17 protein-coding genes and 1 tRNA gene are annotated in these 20362 nt (G+C 53.9%); 5 read left to right on the top strand and 13 right to left on the bottom strand.

Going from position 1 to position 20362, the window contains the following annotated elements:
• Positions 1-99: 99 nt before the first annotated feature.
• Entirely contained in the window at positions 100-1134 is a 1035-nt protein-coding gene (locus AC2FIB_RS16860) for a glycosyltransferase family 4 protein (protein WP_496842447.1), read from the bottom strand.
• A 23-nt stretch (positions 1135-1157) separates the two neighbouring features.
• Complete coding sequence (locus AC2FIB_RS16855; protein ID WP_496736687.1) at positions 1158-2330, bottom strand: MFS transporter; 1173 nt, start codon at positions 2328-2330, stop codon at positions 1158-1160.
• A gap of 139 nt (positions 2331-2469) precedes the next feature.
• Here AC2FIB_RS16855 and AC2FIB_RS16850 point away from each other — a divergent pair, with 139 nt between their 5' ends.
• On the top strand, positions 2470-3612 hold the full coding sequence (locus AC2FIB_RS16850; protein WP_496842445.1) for a DUF3095 domain-containing protein: 1143 nt from the start codon (positions 2470-2472) through the stop codon (positions 3610-3612).
• Positions 3613-3616: 4 nt separating this feature from the next.
• On the opposite strand, the gene AC2FIB_RS16845 is transcribed toward AC2FIB_RS16850, so the two are convergent.
• Together AC2FIB_RS16845 and AC2FIB_RS16840 are read right to left on the bottom strand one after the other, a co-directional pair.
• Entirely contained in the window at positions 3617-4387 is a 771-nt protein-coding gene (locus AC2FIB_RS16845; RefSeq protein WP_496842444.1) for an HpcH/HpaI aldolase family protein, read from the bottom strand.
• 15 nt (positions 4388-4402) lie between these two features.
• A complete protein-coding gene (locus AC2FIB_RS16840; protein WP_496842443.1) occupies positions 4403-5815 on the bottom strand; it encodes a pyridoxal phosphate-dependent decarboxylase family protein in 1413 nt (470 codons plus the stop codon).
• Positions 5816-6055: 240 nt separating this feature from the next.
• Between AC2FIB_RS16840 and hpaR the strand changes: the two genes are divergently transcribed.
• Positions 6056-6490, top strand: coding sequence for a homoprotocatechuate degradation operon regulator HpaR (gene hpaR, locus AC2FIB_RS16835; RefSeq protein ID WP_058275072.1), 435 nt, complete (start codon positions 6056-6058; stop codon positions 6488-6490).
• A 488-nt stretch (positions 6491-6978) separates the two neighbouring features.
• Entirely contained in the window at positions 6979-7668 is a 690-nt protein-coding gene (locus AC2FIB_RS16830) for a fumarylacetoacetate hydrolase family protein (protein WP_496736694.1), read from the top strand.
• Between the two features lie 8 nt (positions 7669-7676).
• On the opposite strand, the gene AC2FIB_RS16825 is transcribed toward AC2FIB_RS16830, so the two are convergent.
• Together AC2FIB_RS16825 and AC2FIB_RS16820 are read right to left on the bottom strand one after the other, a co-directional pair.
• Entirely contained in the window at positions 7677-8891 is a 1215-nt protein-coding gene (locus tag AC2FIB_RS16825) for a winged helix-turn-helix domain-containing protein (RefSeq protein WP_496736695.1), read from the bottom strand.
• Positions 8892-8895: 4 nt separating this feature from the next.
• A complete protein-coding gene (locus AC2FIB_RS16820; protein ID WP_496842442.1) occupies positions 8896-9921 on the bottom strand; it encodes a LacI family DNA-binding transcriptional regulator in 1026 nt (341 codons plus the stop codon).
• Positions 9922-10035: 114 nt separating this feature from the next.
• On the opposite strand from AC2FIB_RS16820, the gene AC2FIB_RS16815 reads away from it, so the two are divergent.
• A tRNA-Arg gene (locus AC2FIB_RS16815) sits at positions 10036-10112 on the top strand.
• A 506-nt stretch (positions 10113-10618) separates the two neighbouring features.
• On the opposite strand, the gene AC2FIB_RS16810 is transcribed toward AC2FIB_RS16815, so the two are convergent.
• The 6 genes from AC2FIB_RS16810 to AC2FIB_RS16785 all read right to left on the bottom strand — a co-directional run bounded on the left by AC2FIB_RS16810 (position 10619) and on the right by AC2FIB_RS16785 (position 17934).
• Positions 10619-11647, bottom strand: coding sequence for a class I SAM-dependent methyltransferase (locus AC2FIB_RS16810; protein WP_496842441.1), 1029 nt, complete (start codon positions 11645-11647; stop codon positions 10619-10621).
• Between the two features lie 214 nt (positions 11648-11861).
• On the bottom strand, positions 11862-12677 hold the full coding sequence (locus AC2FIB_RS16805) for a DUF4422 domain-containing protein (RefSeq protein WP_496842440.1): 816 nt from the start codon (positions 12675-12677) through the stop codon (positions 11862-11864).
• Complete coding sequence (locus tag AC2FIB_RS16800) at positions 12677-13399, bottom strand: hypothetical protein (RefSeq protein ID WP_496842439.1); 723 nt, start codon at positions 13397-13399, stop codon at positions 12677-12679. The genes AC2FIB_RS16805 and AC2FIB_RS16800 overlap by 1 nt, the downstream gene beginning before the upstream one ends.
• Before the next feature lie 20 nt (positions 13400-13419).
• A complete protein-coding gene (locus AC2FIB_RS16795; RefSeq protein WP_496842438.1) occupies positions 13420-16299 on the bottom strand; it encodes a glycosyltransferase in 2880 nt (959 codons plus the stop codon).
• Positions 16296-16478 carry a hypothetical protein gene (locus tag AC2FIB_RS16790; RefSeq protein ID WP_496842436.1) on the bottom strand — a complete coding sequence of 61 codons (183 nt, stop codon included), beginning with the start codon at positions 16476-16478 and terminating at the stop codon, positions 16296-16298. The genes AC2FIB_RS16795 and AC2FIB_RS16790 overlap by 4 nt, the downstream gene beginning before the upstream one ends.
• 322 nt (positions 16479-16800) lie before the next feature.
• Complete coding sequence (locus AC2FIB_RS16785; RefSeq protein ID WP_496842435.1) at positions 16801-17934, bottom strand: hypothetical protein; 1134 nt, start codon at positions 17932-17934, stop codon at positions 16801-16803.
• A gap of 703 nt (positions 17935-18637) precedes the next feature.
• On the opposite strand from AC2FIB_RS16785, the gene AC2FIB_RS16780 reads away from it, so the two are divergent.
• Positions 18638-19540, top strand: a complete 903-nt coding sequence (locus AC2FIB_RS16780; protein WP_496842434.1) for an NAD-dependent epimerase/dehydratase family protein — start codon at positions 18638-18640, stop codon at positions 19538-19540.
• Positions 19541-20131: 591 nt separating this feature from the next.
• On the opposite strand, the gene AC2FIB_RS16775 is transcribed toward AC2FIB_RS16780, so the two are convergent.
• On the bottom strand, positions 20132-20362 hold a 231-nt coding region (locus AC2FIB_RS16775; RefSeq protein ID WP_496842433.1), incomplete at its 5' end, for an integrase core domain-containing protein.

The raw sequence follows: 20362 nt of genomic DNA, 5'->3' as shown, positions 1-20362 counted from the left end.
ATGTTAAGGACGCGCGTTCATAGCCGCGTTGCAGCAAAGAAAAAAGAGTTTTCGGGGTTTATTTCGCGCAATGACACCGATTTGACGTGGCGCATCGCCTCAGGTGTCGGTCAAAAGGCGTTCATAGAGCGCGACAAGCGTCTTTGCCTCACCACTGATGTCGAAACTCTGCTCGACATGGACGCGGGCGACGGCTCCAGAACGCGCAAGGGATTCGCGGTCGGACAGCATTTCGGCGGCGGCTTCGGCCAGCGCGGGGATATCACCGGGTTCGACCACGCGGCCCAGCGACGGGTCGGTGACGATCTCGGAGAACGCGCCTACATCGGTCGCAACAACCGGCACGCCGCAAGCCATTGCTTCCAGCGGCGTCAGGCCGAACCCTTCCCACCGTTGCGGGGCAATGAACAGGTCCAGCACCTGATACCATTCGGCGATCTGATCGACGGTCACCTCGGGCATGAACAGAATGCGGTCGGACAGGCCCGCCTTGGCGACCTTGTCTTTCAATTCGGTCAGGAAGCTGGTGTGCTTTTCCGTGGCGCGGCCCATGACGATGCCATGGACGTCGTCGAAGCGGCCGCACAGGTCGATCATTGCGTCGACAAAGGCATCGGTGCCCTTCTGGTGACGAATGCGGCCATAGCAGCCCAGCAATAGACCATCTGGCAACCCCAGTCGCGCCCGAACTGCAGCTTTGTCTTCGGGCGGTGTGAAATCCTGCAAGTTGATGCCATGCATGATGACTTGCGCATCTCTCTCCAGATACCCGGCGGTTTTGCGCGAAGTCGCGACGACCGCGTCCATTTTGTCGATCAGCCATTTGGTGTAACCCGAATGCGCGCGTTGCGAGGCACTGGTGAACAGCAGCTTCAACCGCAGCCGCAGCACATTGCGCAGGATCAGGCCCAGCAGCATCTCGGTATTGCGGCGCGCGTGCCAGACGCGCAGTGTTTTGCGCGACAAAAAGGGCAGGCGGCCCAGCGGGATATGTGGGATGTCATCTGGCAGACCCGGCCCGGTGGCCGCAATGTCGATCCATTGCACCTGCAGCGGCACCAACCTGGCAATCGTCGCGGTCACACCCGAAAGTCTGCGTTTGAGGTTGGGGGCAATGACGCGCGGGTCGGACATGGACACTCCTGGCAGTTCCAGCGTCAGTCGACGCTGTCGCGGCTGAACAAGTAGATCACGCAGCCGATGGCCAGCGTGACCGCAAAAAAGCCGAATATCGCTGTGTAGGGCGCGGTCGGGCTGATGTCCACCGTGGCGGCATGGATGCGGCCGGTGACGAATTGCGCCAGTCCTACACCGCCAATGCCAAAGAGGTTCAGGAGGGTCATGCCGCGCCCAACCAGATGCGGCGGCACAAAGGCCCGGCCATGAGCCATGATGACCGGGAAGCTGGCCCCCAGAAACCCGATCGCTGCCATCAGGACAACCGCCAGCCAAACTGCGTTGTCGACCCAAAGGCACATCAGAACCAGCCCCACTGTGCCCAGCGCGTTGCCGCCAAAGATCACCCACTTTCGCGTGCCCAGCATTCGATCGAGCGGCCCATACGCAAAGGTACCTGCAATCATCGCCGCCCCCATGATCAGGGTCGCTGTCCCGATCTGGGTGGTGCTAAGGCCGAAGATATCGCTGAGGTATGGCCCGGCCCAAAGGCCGCGCGTTGCCGCCGACGGGGCATAGGCCACCAGCATCAGCGGCAAGATCGCCCACAGCGCGGGTTCTTTCAGCAGGTCCAGCACCGATCCCCTGTGTTCGGTCTCGACACGTTTGGGATCATGCACGCTGAACCAGATACCCAACGCGATCGCGGCAGAAAAAACGGCCAGCGTCCCCATCGTGGCGCGCCATCCCATCAGCTCGACCGCCAGCGCAGTAGGGTACGAGGCAACCAGATTGCCGACCGATCCGACGCCCAGCATGACAGCCGCCAAAGTGGCGAAGCGGGCAGGTGGGAATTCGCGGGCGAAGATATAGTAAGATGCCATCAACACCGGTGAGCAGCCGACCCCGATCAACCCCATGGCGATGGCGATGTGAAAAGGGGAGCTGGATAGGGCAAACAATGCCGCTCCGCCGGCACCACCGACCAGCAGCAAGACCGCCGCCGTCAGGCGCGGTCCAACTCGGTCCAGTGCCCAGCCTACGGGCAACTGCATGGCGGCAAAGATCAGAAACCAAAGACCGGACGCAAAGGCCAGATCCTCAGGTGTGGCCCCGATATCGCGCCCCAGATCAACACTGAGAACCGCGAGAAAGGCGCGAAAGAACTGGCTGAGCACATAGCCCAGGCACAACACCACCAGACCTGCCTTCATGAAAACCCTCTCCCCCAAACCGGCGAAGAAATGCTTGGCACGTCACGGTGCCACACACAAGCGCGTGTGCTATACTGATTTTGCCGGACAGTGATCACATTCGGGCTATCCTTGTCCTTACCGATTATCCGAGGTGCCAATGAAAGACGCCCAGGCCGCGTTCTATGACGGTCTTCCCCTGTTGCGGGACTTTACCCGTTTGGTGGATCCGGCGCGTTTCTCTGCTGTTCCGGGCGATTGGGCGTTGGGCGTGGCAGATATCGTCGACTCCACGGGTGAGATTGCAAAAGGGCGATACAAGACGGTGAATATGGTCGGCGCGGCGGTGATCTCGGCAATGATAAACGCGCTGCACGGCAAGGAGTTTCCATATGTTTTTGGCGGCGACGGCGCAGGGTTCGCCGTGCCCGCAAGTGAGATCGACACCGCCAAAGCGGTATTGGCGGACCTCAGGCGCTGGGCGGAAGAAGAATTCTCGATCTCGCTGCGCGCGGCGTTGGTGCCGGTTTCCGAAATTCGTAAGGCAGGAAAGGACCTGAGGGTCGCGCGTTATGCGCCGTCTGATGGGGTGGATTACGCCATGTTCTCGGGTGGCGGGTTGGCCTGGGCCGAGGCGCAGATGAAGGCAGGTACCTTTACGGTGCCGCCTGCCAAACCTGGTGCACAGCCCGACCTAACCGGTTTGTCCTGCCGGTGGTCCAACAGCAAGGCACGCAATGGTCAAATCGTCTCGGTCGTCGTTCAGCCCACAGCAAATGCGACCGAGAGTGACTTTGCGGATTTGGCCCGCTCAGTTCTGTCAGCTTCGGAGGGGTTGGAGCGTTCGGGTCATCCAGTACCAGAAGATGGCCCGCCGATCAGCTGGCCACCTCCGGATGTTGGCCTGGATGCCCGCGTATCACGAGCTGGGAACAATTTGTTGCTGCAGCGGATCAAATTGCTGGGCCAGAACTTTTTGATCGCGCTGTTGTTCACATCGGGCAAACGGTTGGGCAATTTCGAACCCGGCCATTACAAGCGCATGGTTAGCCGCAACGCCGACTACCGTAAATTCGATGATGGGCTGAAAATGACGCTGGATTGTGACGCTGCCACGTTGACGCAAATCCGGATGATGCTTGAGCAGGCACGCGGACATGGCAAGATCCGCTATGGGCTGCATGCGCAGGACGAGGCGATGATGACATGTATCGTCCCCTCGGCGACGCGCGACGATCATGTTCACTTTGTGGATGGGGCTTCGGGTGGTTATGCGCAGGCCGCGGCCACCATGTACGCCTGACGCGCTATTTCGCCTTCCATTTCGCCGCCAGCGCCCGGGATGCCTGCGCCAGCAACATCACATCAATGCCGACCGCAAGAAACTGTGCGCCCATTTCATAATAGGCTTGGCTGGCCTCGTCATTGGTGCCCAGAATGCCGGGCGCTTTGCCCGCGGCCCTGATCCTTGTGATGGCGTCCGCAATGACAGCGCGTACTTCCGGCGCTGCGCTGTTTCCTTGATATCCCAGGTCGGTGGACAGATCCGCTGGACCGATAAACACCCCGTCGACGCCTTCGACCTTCAGGATATCATCCAGTGCGGCCATCCCGGTGCGGTTTTCCACTTGAACCAAAAGACAAATTTGATCGTCTGCAGATTGAATGTACTCGGGGATCGAGCCGTACATTGTCGCCCGGGCCGCACCGGCCCCAACGCCACGCACACCCGTCGGGGGATAGCGGCAGTCCCGAACCAATTGTCGCGCCTGATCGGCGGTTTCAACCATCGGTACCAGAACGGTTTGCGCACCGGCATCCAGCACCATCTTGATCAAAGCGGTGTCGCCAACCGGAACCCGCACCACCGGATGCGAGGAGCTGGCAGCCAACGCCATAAGCTGATCACGGATTGATCGGATATCGTTCGGCGCGTGTTCACCATCAATGACCAGCCAGTCGAATCCGGCGGTGCCCATAATTTCGGCAGTGATGGATTCGGCAAAACTCATCCAGCAGCCTATCTGCCGATCACCCTGTATTAGAGCCTGTTTGAAGCTGTTTTTTGGGACTGGCATGGCCGGACCTCCTGTTTATGTCAGTGAGCGGGCGATTTCGGTAATGACGTCATAGGCCATTCGAACATCGTCTTCGGTGGTTTCGAACTGACCGGCCTGGAACCGGATCACCAGATCGCCATCCACGCGGGTTTGCGTCAAATAGATGCGGCCGTCGTCATTGATGGCGTTCACCAAACGCAGGTTCAGGTCGTCCAGATCCGCATGACCTTCCGGCGCATAGCGGAACGTCCACAATGACCACATGGGCTGGGTGACGATCTGAAAATCCGCCTCGCTCGCGAGTCGATCATGCAGCGCTACGGACCAGTTCACGTGATTGCGCAGCCGCGCGCGCAGCCCTTCCAGACCATATGCCCGGATCACGAACCAAAGCTTGAGCGCCCGGAACCGACGGCCAAGTGGCACAGACCATTCCGAATAGTTGATGATACCGTCCTTGCCATGGGTCTTGAGGTATTCAGGGCTGATCGCCAACGTCTGCACCAGATCATCGGGGTCTTTCAGGAAATGCGCACAGCAATCGAACTGAACGCCCAGCCATTTATGCGGGTTGAACACGATGCTGTCGGCCTGATCCACGCCGGGCCAGTACTGGCGGTATTCCGGGCAGATCATCGCCGATCCGGCCCAGGCCGCATCTACGTGGGAGTAAAGCCCGTACTTCTGGGCAATCTTCAAACATTCATCTACGGGATCGGTGGCCCCCGTTCCTGTACCGCCAACGCAAAGGATGACGCCCGCCGGATGCAAACCAGAGTCTAAATCGGCCTGGATCGCTGCCTCCAGTGCTGCGGGATCCATCCCGCGCCAATCTCCCTTGATCGGAATCCGAACCAGATTGTCTTGCCCGATCCCCGCAACCCAAATGGCACGATCGACTGACGTGTGCACTTCGGCCGAGCAATAGACGCGCAGAGGTTTTTGCCCAAAAAGACCCTGTTGATTTCCCTGCCACTTCAACGCCTTTTCGCGCATCGTTAGCACAGCTGCCAATGTCGCTGACGAGGCGGAGTCTTGAATAACGCCAGCGAATCCTTCGGGCAGGTCCAGCGCGTGGCGCAACCAGTCCATCATCCGTGTTTCCATCTCGGTCGCAGCCGGTGACGTTTGCCACAACATACATTGCGGTGCGATGGCGCTGGCCAGAAACTCGGCTAGGACCGATGGGGCAGAGGCGTTCGAATTGAAATAGGCAAAGAACCTTGGATGTTGCCAATGGGTGATCCCCGGCATCACGACCTGTTCGAAATCCTGAAACACGTCCTCTAGCGGCTGTGCCTGCTCGGGTGGCCGCGCGGGCAGGGCGTTGAGGATATCCCCCGGCTCAGTCCGGGCGCGGACGGGTTTGTCACCTACAGTCAGGTGGTAATCCTGCGTCCACTCGGCAATTCGTTTGCCCCAATCCGAAAACTCATCCCACTTCATCGCAACCCTCAGATTTCTGCCAACCCCGGGATCGGACCGGGACTTAGTTTCTTTGTGCGTCCAGTGATCGTCATTCTGAAGAAAACGTCAATATTAATTGCTTTGTTTACTAATTTTGAGATGAGGCTCGAAGCTGCGATATGCCTAAAAGGGTCATATAATACATGGTCAAATACTTGATATAATTAGTGAAATTCTTAGCCAGTTGCGGTTTGATCCAATTTGGGCAAAAATTCTACTATGACCAGAGACCTGCCTAATACGTCCCGCTCATTGCCGATTGCACTGCTGCGGGCGCGCGAAAGGGTCATGGGGCCCATTCGAAATATGCTGGCTGATGCGGGTGTTACGGAACAGCAATGGCGCGTTCTGCGTGTTCTGAAAGAAGAAGGTCCTCAAGAGCCAACGCATATAGCGGATCGATCGTGCCTTTTGCTGCCCAGTCTGACGCGCATTCTGCAAAAACTGGAAGCCAAGGATTTGATCCGGCGCCGGGTCCATCCCGAGGATAAGCGTCGTCAGATCATCGATATCACGGCCAAAGGCGAAAAGATCATCCAAGACAACATGCAGGTGACACTACGTTTGGCTGAAGAGATCAAGACCCAGCTAGGCCCGGATCGGCACGAAGCGCTGCTGGACCTGCTGAACGATCTGCATGATCTGAAGACCTGATCGCACGTTGCGCATGCAAAGGCTTTTGTCCCCGCCAGAGAAGTATGGATATCCTCCGGCGGGGTGGCCAGACTTTGACTGGACTGCGTGTCTGGCCCGCGGCCGGATGGATTTATCCGGCTCACACCTCAGAGAAACAGCCACCTGAAAATAAGCGGACATCCGGACGCAAAGACCGTGTGGGGGTACAGGTCTTTGGCCGTCGCTCTCTGATTCAGTTGCACTCGCCTACAGGCAAATCACCTGATCAGCGACGAGTGGATTTCGGATATCGCCAGGGAATGAGTGTCAGAACGATGGTGGCGTGATCCATGATACAACCAAAGGTAGCGCGCACCCAAGGCTTTCCAAGGCAAAACTTTGAATTGTGAACAGCCGGCCACGGGGCTAGTTCGCGTGATGGTGATGCCTGGCGCGAACCTACATGGCTTGTTCAACTGGTCCCGCCAACTTAGAAACAAGCTGCAAGTTGCAGTTAGGGGGCTTTGATGCCGGACAATCTGTTTTCCTTACCCGAACCGATTTCGATCCCGGTTGAGGGTGAATTGTCGACCTATCCCGTGGGACGCATTTTTTGTGTTGGTCGCAATTATGCCGCCCATGCGGAAGAAATGGGAAATGAGGTCGATCGTGAGGCGCCTTTCTACTTTACAAAATCTGCCCCGAACGCGGTTCTGTCGGGTGAAACCGTGCCTTATCCGCCTGGAACTGAGAATTTTCACCACGAGATGGAACTGGCGGTCGCGATCGGCAAACCCGTTTTCCGTGCGACGCGTGCCGATGCGTTGGATGCGGTTTATGGCTATGGTTGTGCGCTGGACATGACGCGCCGTGACCTGCAAATCCGCGAGCGGAATAAACAGCGCCCGTGGGATTTGGGCAAGGATCTGGAAAACGGCACTGTGTTGGCCGCTTTGACCCGCGCGGCAGATTGGTCCCCGGACGACAAGAAACGCATCTATCTTAACGTGAACGGGGAAACGCGGCAGGACGCGACGCTGGAAGAGCTGATCTGGAAGATAGATGAGGTCATCTGCCATTTGTCCGGATATTATCACCTACGGCCCGGTGATCTGATCCTGACTGGTACACCGGCTGGGGTTGGCCCGGTGTTGGCGGGCGATGTCCTGGAAGGCGGGATAGACGGGTTACAGTCTATCAGCCTGAGTCTGATCTGAAAAAGACCCTATTTAGGATCTTTTAACCAATCACGGGCGAATTCCACGTTGTCCAGCCCGGCAAATCGTCGGACTCGGTCAAGCTCTGACTGCAACCTTTTGGTTCTGGCATCGGACCAGCGCACGGATCGTTCCGGCCATAAGGCGCTGATTTGCAGCGCCCCGCAATCCCGGTTGGCTTTCATGTCAATCCGCCCGATCAATCGGTCGCCCTCAAGCAGCGGGAACACGTAGTAGCCGTAAGTGCGCTTTGGGGCAGGTACAAAAACCTCGATGCGATAGTAAAAGCCGAACAACCGTTCGGCCCGATTGCGGTCGCGCAGCATAGGGTCAAATGGGCTAAGGACCCGAATGCGGCCCGAGGGACGGGGTGCAGCCTCTGCATCCTCGGAAATGGATGGTCGGGCGATCACTTTGCGTAGCCTTCCGTCCGCGCAGGTCACCTCGATCTCTTCCAATTGTCCTTGAATTAGACCCTGTTCACACCAGGATTTTGCTTCGCTTGTCGTGACAGTGTCCCAAAACGCAGCCAATTCGCCCGAGGTTGCAAACCCCAACCGGTCAAGCGCCGCGTTGCACAGCCAATCCACTGTCTCCTCGGCATCACAGGGCATATTGCCCAGGCAAAGATGCGTTTCGATCACCCGCTCAGTCAGATCATACCGCTTTTGAAATCCTTGCCGCCCTATGACCGTCAGTGCGCCCGAGCGCCAAAGAAACTCCAGCGCCGTTTTTGACGGATGCCAGTCCCACCAGCCGCTGGACCCCTTTTTCTCGTCCTTGCCAACATCGGACGAGGAAACTGGCCCGTGATCCCGGATATGTTGCAGAACGGTTTCAAATCGCTGCTCGAACCCGTCGCGGCGCCAGTTTTTCCATCGGGATTTCAGCAGATCTGCATCGCGCTGAAACCGCAAATGCCAGTGCGGATAAAACGCCATCGGAATGACTGCTGCGTCATGGGTCCAGTGTTCAAACAGCGCCCTGTCGCTTTCGTACAAGCGTTTGAGATTGCCTGCGCGATAGGATGGGCGCCGCGAAAACAGGATCATGTCATGGGCGCGCGCAACCGTGTTGATGCTGTCCAATTGCACAAAGCCAAGACGATGGATCAGGTCCAGCAATTCCGCGCCTTTTGCGCCGCCCGATGGCGGCTCGGCCAATGCATGACGATCCATGAACAGCGCGCGGGCTGTTCGGTTGTCCATCCGTTGCAGCGCCACGCGTTCAGCGCCGCTTTAGGGTGTCGCCAAAGCTGATCTTGGGGGTCAGGGTCACACGCGTGTCGACCTCGGCATTGGGATCAGCCAATTGCGCCGCGATGATCTCTGCGGCTGTGCGTCCGATCTCCAACCTGCAGGCGTCCATTGTGGCCAGCTTGCGCGGCAGACCCTGCAAAAGCTCGACGTTATTGAACCCGGCCAGGCCGATCTGTCCCGGCACATCAATACCCTGATCCAGCAGGTACAGCAGCCCACCTGCACCGATCATGTCGTTGGAGTAATAGAGGAAATCCAGATCGGGGGACCGTTCCAGCATGGTCTGAGTCATCTCACGCCCTTTGGCCAGAGCCGATCCGCCAGAGTAGAATTCGCGATCCTCGATCTCAACCCCGTGTTTGCCCAGAACTTCGGTGAAGCCTTCGAATCGTTTGCGCGCCCGGTGATCCAGCGGCATTTTGGTCCCCATGAACCCGATATGCTCATAGCCCGCCTTCAGGATCGCCTGCGCCATTTCGCGCCCGGCACGGCGATGGGAAATCCCAACCATCGCGTCGACCGGTTTGCCGTCGGTATCCATGATCTCGACCACCGGAATACCAGCTGAATCCAACATGGCGCGCGCGGCCTCGGTGTGTTCGAGGCCAGCAATGATTACTCCGGACGGCCGCCACGAGAGCATCTCGTACAGCACTTTTTCTTCTTTTTCCGGCATATAGTCGGTGACGCCCACAACCGGTTGCAGCTCGGTGTCTTCCAGCACCTGGTTAATGCCGGTCAGAACCTCGGGGAAGACCATGTTCGACAGCGAGGGAATGATCACCGCCACCAGATTTACCCGGCTGGATGCCAATGCGCCCGCAATTTTGTTGGGCACATAACCCAGTTCTTTCGCGGCGGCTAAGACGCGGGTGCGCGTGGCGTCCGAAACATCACCCCTGTTGCGCAGAACCCGACTGACCGTCATTTCCGACACTCCGGACGCTTCCGAGACATCACGAAGGGTAAGCGGGCGTTTGGTATCTGTTGTCACTGGGGCACCTGCGATGTTGTTTTGTCCGATGGTAGCGTGAACAGCGCAAGTTTTACAACCACCGCCTAAAGGCGATGACAACCCCGAAAAAGCAAGCTACAGAGAGCCTTGCGCGGCCCCGTGGCTCAACTGGATAGAGCAGCCCCCTCCTAAGGGGCAGGTTGCAGGTTCGAATCCTGCCGGGGTCGCCAAAATTCCAAAGGTTTGTAGGTTCTTCTGTGGTTTGACTTGCAACCCAAGACGGCAACCGCTCTTTCCGTCCGGTTGGATATCTGTAGTTTTGAGACTATCTGCGGTTGCTGAGGCGGCGCAGGTTTTGTCTCGGAGTTTCGTGACTAAAGCCACCATCAAGTCAGCATTGTGATCGGAAGCCCAAAAAAGAATACGTTGCTTGCCATTAACTTGCGCGAAGACCTCATAGAAATAGTAATCCATACTGAAAAGGCGCTCATGTGCCGGGACACCAGAGCGCCGTGCCGCTCAGACCGACAGGCTTGTTGCTCGGCGTGAACTAGTCGGTGACGGTTCCGCCGAGAACTTTCGATAGATCAATCCATTGCAGCGCCCTCTCCGCCTGCTCCGGGTCGTCGCCCTTGATGTCCGCGAGCCATTGCGGCTTGCTCCGCGCACCGCTGACGGCTATCTCGTTCGCTCTGTACGGTGGACCAACTCTTCTGGGAGGCTCTAGTGAGTTCGTTCAAATGGCATCAACCGCGGGATAGTACGCAGTCCAATCGGGAGCCTGCTCCGGCCTAATTGCCTTTTGGGCGGTGCGGTTCCGGTAGGTTACCTCGCCCCGCTGATCCTTGGTGAAGTAGGCTTGAACCAAGACGGGCTTTACGACACCGGTATCCAGCATGATTTCATTTAAGTCGGCGATCATCCTGATCGTCCGAACGTCGTCTTCATCTTGTGGATCGAAGCCGTGGCCAAACCCGCGGTCCACAAAAATGTCGATGAGGCCCCCGGATCCGAGGAACTTATAAGCGTGGAACTTGTTCATAATCAACGGAAGTATATCTTGCGCCCGAATCCCTTCAAAGCCCTCGGTTGAGCAGTCATGGTCCATGAAGACCTCGTTCTGCCGGGCGAGAAGGTGATGGTACTTGTGCTTTTCTTTCAGCGTAGGCCAGATTGCGTCTATCATGGCCTTGGTTTCGGGCCAGCGCATGTGACCATTTCGACCGATCATGTCATTGGTTACAAATATTCCGCGCTCCTTCAGTGAATCATAAACAAGGTCAAATAAAGCCTCAAGCTCAACAATATGGTGTAGAGAATGGTTCGCCATTACCACGTCAAATTCGGCGTCGATCGTGAATTTGTTGAGGTCAACTTCAAGTAGCTTGAAGTGTTCGCCAATACCAATTGCCTCGAGCTGCGTACGCATGTTTTCCAGAAGGATCGGACTCAGCTCAGTGCATGTTAGTGTGAAATTTCTATAGCCGCTATCGATCAGAAATTTTGCAACTTCGATCTCTACGGATCCGTCTCCAGATCCAATGCTCAGGATGTCTCCATGTACGTCATCGCCGCCGACGGCTTCGATGAAAGCTCTCGCAAAGAACTCCGGAATGGTGGCGGATTCAAAAACATCTTGTATTTGTGGGCCTAGATAGTGGTGCGACCAGACATGAAAGATGTCGGGCAGTGCGTGAATGTCCTTGGTCTCGGCATATTGCCTGATTTGGGCTTCGATTCTGTCTTGGTAACTGTTTTCTGACATCGTAACTGCTCGCAGATGATCACATGAATCCTGACCCTAACTCAGCATGGTTTGGCTGGCAATTCCGATTGGCTCAATGGCAGTGCCAATTTTCACAGAAACGCATAACGAAGCTTCATGAACGCTGCAATTGCCGCCTGGGGTCATCTGGCAATGGCATCACGATGGATGTGTGAGCGCGCAGTTCCAGAGAAATTCATTGTGTTGAGCGAGACTATTGAAACCACATCATCGTCTGAGATTTTAGGCTTGGCTGTCTTGATGCGAGATAGGCACCGAATATTCGTTCCGCAATATAGCCGTAGACGCGGAACACATGCGCATATTGCTTGAGTTCTTTGAGAATATAGAACAGAAATTCGTTGTATTCTTTGAAGTGTTCCCACGTGGTCACGAAACAGTTGTTGAAGTACCCGGTGTTTGAGTCGAGTGAGCGTGCAACTACCTCTTTACCCAACTCTCTTTCTAGTGCGACACGCATATCATACCAGATGCTGATGTACTCTGGTTCGTTCTTAAACATGTGGCTGATCGCAAACAGATATTGCTCTTCAACGGTCTCATTCTCGATGCACCAGCGGTTTACTACGAAGTCGTGCCCATCCAGCTCCCGCTTTAGTAGGCGATCTGATTGTTTGGACAAATATCGAAGGTAAACATCGCGTAGCTGCATTGGCGCAATAACAAAGCCAGAGCTTGCTTCGCCAACAGCATTACGAAGTTCAAGCAACGTCGAGTTTTCCTTGTGGGTGCCCACGCCAAGGCCGAATCGCGACCGGGGTTTGTCGAAAAAAAAGGCACGCCTGTATTGCATAACGCAGACATATTGGCTTTTTGTAGCGTAAGCTTTCAAAATGTAGTCAAAAAGACGAATATCAGCATATGCCTCGCAGGTAGAGAGACTACCGGCGACCGTCGTGTCGGGTTCCAATCCGGTCTGACTAGCCAAACCTGCGCCAATGTGAATTGGTCTCAAAAATGAGGATTGTTGCTCAAGAGTTCCGGTGTGATCGGCGACAAAAACAGTCATCAGATGTTGTTTTCTTGCAAATACTGCGAGAGGACGGGCCAAGTCCCGAGATCGACGTAACTGGAAATGGCAAAACCTGATATAGATAAATTCAATGCGTTTAGGTCAACCTTTTCCCGCGCTACGGAACGCATCATAAGATTAAGAACTTCCTTCCCGCAGTGTTTTTGAAACCCGAACGAGGCCCAAAACGCATTGAATTGGCTGGTTTCTTCGGCGACGGGCTTATCGCAGAATTTTGTGATCAACCCGTCACGTAAATGCAGCGCACCAAGCCGTATCAACCGATCTGCAGAGGTCTCTGGCACATACGCGAAGGTAAGGTCGCGCCCGTTGTCAAAGTGCGACGCATACTCTGTGAGCAGTGTTTTTCCGTGGCAAGGTTGCAACCGAGAATCAGGCAGCAGCACGACGTTTCTTGCTCCGAATGAGTGTTCCGCCGAAAGAATGCTGCCAGGCCATTCTGAGTAGTCCTCATTAAAATAGACCTGCTGGACCTGACAATCTAGGTCAGCCAAGCGGTTTGACACGTATTCATAAACGACCTCTTTGCCTGGCGTAACCACAAGCACAACCGTCGAAACCAATTCGCGATTAGCGAGGATGTGATCGAGGCTAAGATCAATCAAGCTTTTGCCCGGCGCTATACCATGGATTTCTTTTGGATAAGGAAGATTTAGGCGGGTCCCTTTGCCAGCCGAAGGAAGAATTACTGTCAGCATCTACAATCCAGTACTTGTTGCTAATGTAATGGGCGCTTTTCAAGCAATGTATGGTCGGCGCGTCGCTCAGCTTCGACGCACAGCGTGCCGACGATAGCACATTCGGGTAGGACATACCGGTCAGATCGTACAGCAAAGCCATAGGCTTCAAGTCTTTCTACCAGGTCTGCAACAAAGGGCACCAATGTTCTGCTGTGCGGTAAACGCGCTGAGCTTGAACTGATCGCAAAGGCTGCATACTCTACATCCCCGATCAAATCAGATGCTTCAATGTTTCGCCAAACGGAGTCAAAATCGTTTTCGGAATCCAACTTTGCCAGGAGAACTTTGCCAGCGGCCGCGTCCCTGCTATTTCTTGATGAAACGAGTGAACCTTCAAGCGCTGCGCTACAATTGTAAAACGATATCTCAGGAAGTGGGGTCACCCACCTGTTGACTGCTGTCGAGTTTTCTCCCATCCGCCCTGACAGTACCTTCAGTAGCACGCGGTCGGATGTGTCGGTGCGGTCAGATCCTGCTGATAAGCTGTCGATCGCTCCGTTAAACATGCGGCGTTCCTCGCTACCTGTTATAGGGCAAGTTCCCGAAAACGGTGAAATGCCGGCACGCGATAGGACGTCTAGTAGTGATTTAGCTGTGACTGAGGGAGAATAATTTTGCTCTACGAATTTTTGACCGTTTACTGAGAGCTTGTTCCAGAGCGCCGTGTCTGTTGCAACCTGCTCAATCGCTTCGGCGATGCCTTCCGGGCTGTCGGAAATAAGAACGTCTTGCTCATTCGTTAGAGACATTCCTTCGGCTGCCATCGAATTACAGACACATGGAACGCCCGCTGCAAGTGAACTCCCAATCTTGCCTTTGATACCCGCGCCATAGGTCAGCGTCGCTACAGTTGCGATCCGGGCATCCAGAAAAGAGTTTAAGTCCTCAACGAAGCCTACAAAGACAACGCCGTCGCCATCCAGATCGCGAACACTTTTGGGCGCATGTGATCCTACGATATAGAAATTTAAGTCCGGCATTCGTTTCCGAACCAAAGGCCAGACTTCACCGACGAACCATTTCACAGCTTCAACGTTAGGAAGATGTTGGTAGCCGCCCACAAAACAGATACCTTCTCGGTTTTCGCGGGGAGGCGGCGAGCCAGCGTTCTCAAGGATGAGCGGCAAGTAATGAAGACGCGCCGCAAGGCCATAACTCTTCAGGATTTCAATCTCAGCTAGAGATAGTACAATCGAGGTGTCGCAGGAGGAAATTAGTTCCAGTTCTCGTTGCCGCAGAAACGCCACCATTTCTCCGTTTTCCGCAAAGCTTGCGCCAGTTTCCTGAGCGCGTTGACCTCGAAGAAAATGAATGTCGACTGTGAAGTATACCTGCGGTGTATTTGGCTGGAGCTTCCGCAGCTTTGCGGAAAAATCACCGCCAGCCGTTGGTCTATACAAAAGAAACCCATCAAAGTCCTTGGCGTTTTCCGTAAGATACGCGTTGATGTCCGTTACATCAGGCCAGCGAATAACCTCCACACCCAAACCAGCCAGCTCGCGTTCGTTTTCCGGGTCGGGGCGCAAATCATGAGCTAAGAATGTGACATCATAGCCAAATTGCGACAGGATTCTCATGACCCAAACAGCCGTTAACGAGCCAGCGTCCTCGTTAGGCTTTGGTATCTTGTGATCAATGATCAGCAAACGTGGTTTGTCGTGACGGCGCATCGCCTGACCCGTCAAATCGCGCGGCGCATGATGCCGCTCAAGTGTAAACGCCCACTTTTCCTTTAGCTTTTCAGAATTTGTAACCTGATAGGCTTTGATTCCACTTCCTGTATCCGTTCCGTTTGAGCGTCCTTCAAAGTGAACGATCTTCGAGTTTGGCTGCACTACCGTTCTGTAACCCATCTGTCTTACTCGGAAGGCAAGATCACTGTCCTCACAATATGCTGGGGCGTACCTCTCATCAAATCCACCGATCCGATTCCAAAGTTGGGTCCTGACCATGATACCCGCGCCCGATACATAATCGACGTCGCGCATCGTGTTGTATAGCGGGGGCACCAACTTCTGAGTACGTCCAAGATTTGCACCCGATCCGTCCCGCCAAATTACCCCTCCCGCCTCCTGCAGCACGCCATCAGGGTAGAAAAGCATCGAACCGGCTAGCCCGGTATCTGAGTCTCGATCCATCACCTCGACAAGTTCAGTCAGCCAGAGGTCAAGTACAGCTGTGTCGTTGTTCAGAAAGTAGATAAATTCACCGCGCGCAGATTTCGCTGCTTTGTTGCAGGACCGGACAAATCCAAGAGTGGGATCGTTCCTGATATAGCGAACGCCAACGAGGTCAGAGAAGAATTCTTGTGTATCATCTTCGGACTTATCGTCGGAGATAATCAGTTCCAATGGCACAGCCTCTTTGGCCATCACTATCGACCAAACACAGCGTAACGTAAAGTGGAACTGGTTGTGCACTGGCACGACAACCGACACTTTGGGTTTAGTTGATCCGTACAATAGAGTGTTTTCAGTTCCAAGAGCTGAACGAACATCGACCAGCGCCTGCTCCCAGTTCGCAAAAGGGTCCTGCCACATAGGCACAAGAAGAGTTGGCATTGCGCCGGGATGATATGAGTGATTATGGGTGTCAGCTCTGTACAGGCGCAAGTACTTGACCAGTGGATTCTTCCCGTTGTCCAAATCTTTGTCACTTACTGCCGCAACTAATTCGTCTGGAAATCCGGGGAACGGTCGTAACCGCCGATCAGTGACATGCTTAATGTAGTGGACTATAGGGTCTTCCTGGGCGGAAAGCCCAAACTGACTTCGATACCAATTCTGATCAAAAACACCCGACTCTCGAATGATCTTTTCATAACGTCTACGACGCCAACTGCGTGCAAGGCGCCTCACTGTACAATCTCCCGCTCGACTCCAAAAGGGCCTGGAAACAAGGCGGACGCATTCACCATTGCTGGTGGGAGAAAATAGAATATTCCGCCTTCAATAATCTTTTTGCGGGTCATGTCGCCGCCCAATGCAAGATGCAATTCCAATCGTCGAACGCGAGCAAAATTTACCATAATCGCCATTGGATTTCCCGTTGAATAATCCCGTTGAGACGTACAACTGCAGAGTGAAGAAGACAAGCAGTCTTAGTCACTTTGGGCGGTTCAAGCGTGTAAACTCACATATGCGCATCTTTTCGATCACGTGCTGCATCGCCGTCGATGGCACTGCCGCCACGCCAGGTCACATCTCCATCCGCTTTGACTTGGCATTGTAATCCGACATCAACCGACTTAAGCCTCGTGAAAAGGGTAAGCCTTTGACCCAAGTGCCAGTAAAATAAGCAAACCTGCTTTAGTGCTCCGGGTTCAATCACATTGCAAGCCAATCTCATATCTCTTTGGGCTAATGGTTACCCGCATCGAAACGGCGTTCTGGATTTCTCTTTGCCATACTACGGCGAAAGCGATCAATTCGTTTCTGTGTAAAGGGGAGCGGTGACTTGATGAAAGCACTCAGTGCATAAAACGCTATCAGGTCAAAAAGCTGCTTCAACGGGCGGAAGCGCAAACTAACAATTTCGGTGTCCCGTTCGCCGATTTCACGCGCGAGATCTCGCTCTTTATTAGTAAACTCGGTGCGCAGTTTTTCGATATCTTCCCTCTTTTCGAGCAGTTGAGCCTGAAGAGCCTCTTTCTCCTTGGCCGCATCCATATACAAATCAAGATAGGATTCCAGTCGGGGTGAATTCGGGCCATAGGCCGCTTCAGTTTCGTCAGTCACTTTACTCTGCGTACCCGAAAGCGACAGGAGGTGATCAGTGACAATCGCTTCTCGTCCACTCACCACCCGAGAGCCAAGGAAAGTGGCATCGGGATCAGATTTTTGTACGACGACAAGAGAATTGAGAAATGCGACCTTTTGGATTGTTTCAAGGTCAGATTGGTTGAACGAAACATCCCAAACATCCGAGAAAAACGAAAGAGCTTGGTGATCGGCTATTTTTGCGCCCCAGTGCTGTCTGTTCACGAGATCTGTTAGGCGTTTGAAAAAGTTGATTGAAGAAAACGGCGCTTCCATACCGCCTTCAAAGACTGTCTGATAGCTGCAGTGCAAGTCTTCGGCGACATAAAGACCGTCCTTGGATAAAGCCGGATAGTACTTTGCAAAACTACGTACGATATCGCTCGACATGTGGGATCCATCATCAATTATGATATCAAACTCCGGTGCTTTCTTCAGAATCTCCGATTTTGTTGCTTCATTATTTGCATCACCTACTACAATGGAAATCCTCGGATCCGAGTAATCTAGTTCCCCGCACTTCTTAGTGATGTCACATCCCACAATTAATTCTGCATTGGGGAAGTACTTAGCCCATATTTCCAATGAGCCGCCATTCTGAACGCCAATCTCCAGAAAGCGTATCGGACGTTCTCGAAATTCGCCGAACAATCGATCGTAAACTCTCAAGTAACTGGCCCATTTGTCCGACAACTTCCCTTCATGGGTTTCATATAGAGAGATCAGGGAGGTCATAGTAACTCCAAAGATGAACAGATACTGAGATTACGCAGCAACTCCACGCGGAGCACTGCTTTTTGGCTTTCGCCGGATAAAGCTAAGTAAGTGGAATGTCCAGTTCATCCGCGGAACTTCGTGGTCGTTTAGCTATTGCCGAACGTGAACAAGAGAGCTGTGTTCAGACCGAAACGGTGAGGAGCTTTTTTCTGTTTCCCTTCATACAGTTGAATGTGGCCTAAACCTTCGATTGGAGCTCAGGCGCAGTTGGCTCGAATGGGCAATGAAATCAATAGCTGACGTAAAAGGCGAACTCCGAAGAAACGACACAGACCCAATTGACCAGCAAGTATCGAACACAACTGGCAAGCGCCGCAGCAGTCATGAAGGCTTCTCTCAAAGAACCGCAAGCAATAGTTTGAGTTGGTAAGTGTTGCAGCTGGGAGCTAAACCTTTACGGATCGCGAAGTGCATTCCTGGAAGAGATTTACACTTTTCCTGCAATGTTGTGCGTTGAAAAAGGAGTCGTTTCGTTTCTTATGCCGAAACTGGACATGAGCGTATCTGGTGACGAGGAGAGCGTTAGAATACCTATTTCAGAAGGTGAAGAATCGGAAATCCTTTGCGAGCCGCAGCGCGTAAAAAAAGCCGTTGAGCGCCTCGGCGTCTCTGTTTGTTTTCCGAGTTGTATCTTGCAACATGGTTCTTTTGGACTTACTGCATGCATATGGTGACAAAGAAAAAAAATGGTGTATGCGCCGTTACTGGTGCCTCTGGTTTTTTGGGGGGGTACCTACGACAGGCATTGGAGAAGCTTGGCTGGCAGGTGATTCCTATGTCTCGGTTAGAAGTGGACTATTCGTCCACAACGTCGTTGAGCGATTTTTTGAGTTACCATCAAGTTACAGATTTAATTCACTTGGCCGCAGAGGCGAACCCTGCAGCAGGGGATCATCGCGCTTTTTATGAAAACAATGCTTTCCTGACAGAGCGCCTGTTGCAGTCTGCGATTGCCAGCCGGCTCTCAGGACGCTTTGTACTTGTGAGCGCTACTAGCGTTTATGGGGAAAGTGGGTCAACGGTGCAGACCGAAAACACCCCAAGGCGTCCAATGAACCACTACGGGGCTTCCAAACTACTTGCTGAGGTATGTTCCGATTGGTACCGCGACAGGCTTGATGTAACAATTGCGCGGCCATCTAACTGTATCGGGGCTGGTCAAAACGAAAGGTACCTTGTCCCGAAGCTCGTGGCGGCTTTTGCGAAACAAGAGCCAGTAATCGCAATGGGAGACACGGAAATCGCTCGCGATTTCGTGGACGTTCGCGATGCAGTCGACATTCTGTGTCGGGTGTTGTGTGCAGATTCGGGGGCAGTACGCGAAGTTAACGTCTCAAGCGGGCGCGCGACATCGATAAGATCCATCCTCGAAACACTGGCAGACCTCAGTGGCTATTCACCGGAGATCCAACGGGACGAACGCTTTATTCGAGCCGGTGACATGCGTTATCAGGCATGTTCCAATGATCTGGCAGTCGCGCTTGGCCACCGCCCGCAGTTCACTCTGAACGATACACTTTCTTGGATGCTATCCAATCGTTTGAACAAAATTGGGCGCGATTGACGCTCTATACTTGCCCCGTGAATATGCCTTGCTTTTGACCACATATCGCGGTGTGGAGGAAACGCATTTGTGCCCTAAGTCCCCAAAACTGTGCCATTATACTGACCGAGAAAGGGTGATTGGTAATGGCGAAGAACCGAACTAAGGCGTAGGTGTTTTGATGCTGCTGCGTAAAACCTGGTTGAAACTGACGGCAGGCGGCGGAGTGATCTTGGCAGTCCGTATCGTGGGCAACAGCGATGCCATGTACTACAACTGAAGAAAGTGCAATGGCGGTATAGGCGAGCATAGTTGTCTGAGCAGAAAAGACTGGAGAAAAAGAACGTCCGGTTAGAGGCGTTCGTCGCAGAACTCAAGCCTATGCGGAACACTTATAGTTGCTCAACAAAGTATCCTGGTGGGCGGATGGAAGCTCGTTGGCTAATGCAGTCCGATTTCGTTGTCCGAAATACGGTCCCATGTCGAATTTGCAATTGAACTCCTGAAAGTATTGTTAAAAAAGAAGAATTGGAGCATCTTCAAAAATTTGCGTTGGTTCGCAGATTGCAGAAATCGAGTGAGCAGCCTCATGTGACTGGTCCAAGTTGATTGTTAGTGCATCATCGGCCTGTGATCCATCGTGATGATGGTTTCGGGCGCTGGCGGGCGATAGCCCAGTGCACTGTGAGGGCGTTTTGTGTTGTAGTGTTTCCTCCATTGTTCGATCAGAATTTGAGCTTCGCGCAGGCTGTAGAAGATTTCACCTTTGAGCAGTTCGTCCCTGAACCGGCCATTGAAGCTTTCACAGTATCCGTTCTCCCACGGGCTGCCAGGTTCGATGTA

The organism is Ruegeria sp. YTSA072, assembly GCF_059610285.1.
Note: the sequence above shows the minus strand (reverse complement) of the source record. Positions and strands in the feature narration are given on the sequence as shown.

Excerpts from the sequence above, each read along its gene's own strand:
- AC2FIB_RS16860 (WP_496842447.1), bottom strand. The coding sequence starts at position 1,134 with ATGTCCGACCCGCGCGTCATTGCCCCCAACCTCAAACGCAGACTTTCG.
- AC2FIB_RS16840 (WP_496842443.1), bottom strand. The coding sequence starts at position 5,815 with ATGAAGTGGGATGAGTTTTCGGATTGGGGCAAACGAATTGCCGAGTGG.
- AC2FIB_RS16810 (WP_496842441.1), bottom strand. The coding sequence starts at position 11,647 with ATGTCAGAAAACAGTTACCAAGACAGAATCGAAGCCCAAATCAGGCAA.
- AC2FIB_RS16780 (WP_496842434.1), top strand. The coding sequence starts at position 18,638 with ATGCATATGGTGACAAAGAAAAAAAATGGTGTATGCGCCGTTACTGGT.
- AC2FIB_RS16845 (WP_496842444.1), bottom strand. The coding sequence starts at position 4,387 with ATGCCAGTCCCAAAAAACAGCTTCAAACAGGCTCTAATACAGGGTGAT.
- hpaR (WP_058275072.1), top strand. The coding sequence starts at position 6,056 with ATGACCAGAGACCTGCCTAATACGTCCCGCTCATTGCCGATTGCACTG.
- AC2FIB_RS16850 (WP_496842445.1), top strand. The coding sequence starts at position 2,470 with ATGAAAGACGCCCAGGCCGCGTTCTATGACGGTCTTCCCCTGTTGCGG.
- AC2FIB_RS16785 (WP_496842435.1), bottom strand. The coding sequence starts at position 17,934 with ATGACCTCCCTGATCTCTCTATATGAAACCCATGAAGGGAAGTTGTCG.
- AC2FIB_RS16830 (WP_496736694.1), top strand. The coding sequence starts at position 6,979 with ATGCCGGACAATCTGTTTTCCTTACCCGAACCGATTTCGATCCCGGTT.
- AC2FIB_RS16790 (WP_496842436.1), bottom strand. The coding sequence starts at position 16,478 with ATGGCGATTATGGTAAATTTTGCTCGCGTTCGACGATTGGAATTGCAT.
- AC2FIB_RS16800 (WP_496842439.1), bottom strand. The coding sequence starts at position 13,399 with ATGCTGACAGTAATTCTTCCTTCGGCTGGCAAAGGGACCCGCCTAAAT.
- AC2FIB_RS16805 (WP_496842440.1), bottom strand. The coding sequence starts at position 12,677 with ATGACTGTTTTTGTCGCCGATCACACCGGAACTCTTGAGCAACAATCC.
- AC2FIB_RS16855 (WP_496736687.1), bottom strand. The coding sequence starts at position 2,330 with ATGAAGGCAGGTCTGGTGGTGTTGTGCCTGGGCTATGTGCTCAGCCAG.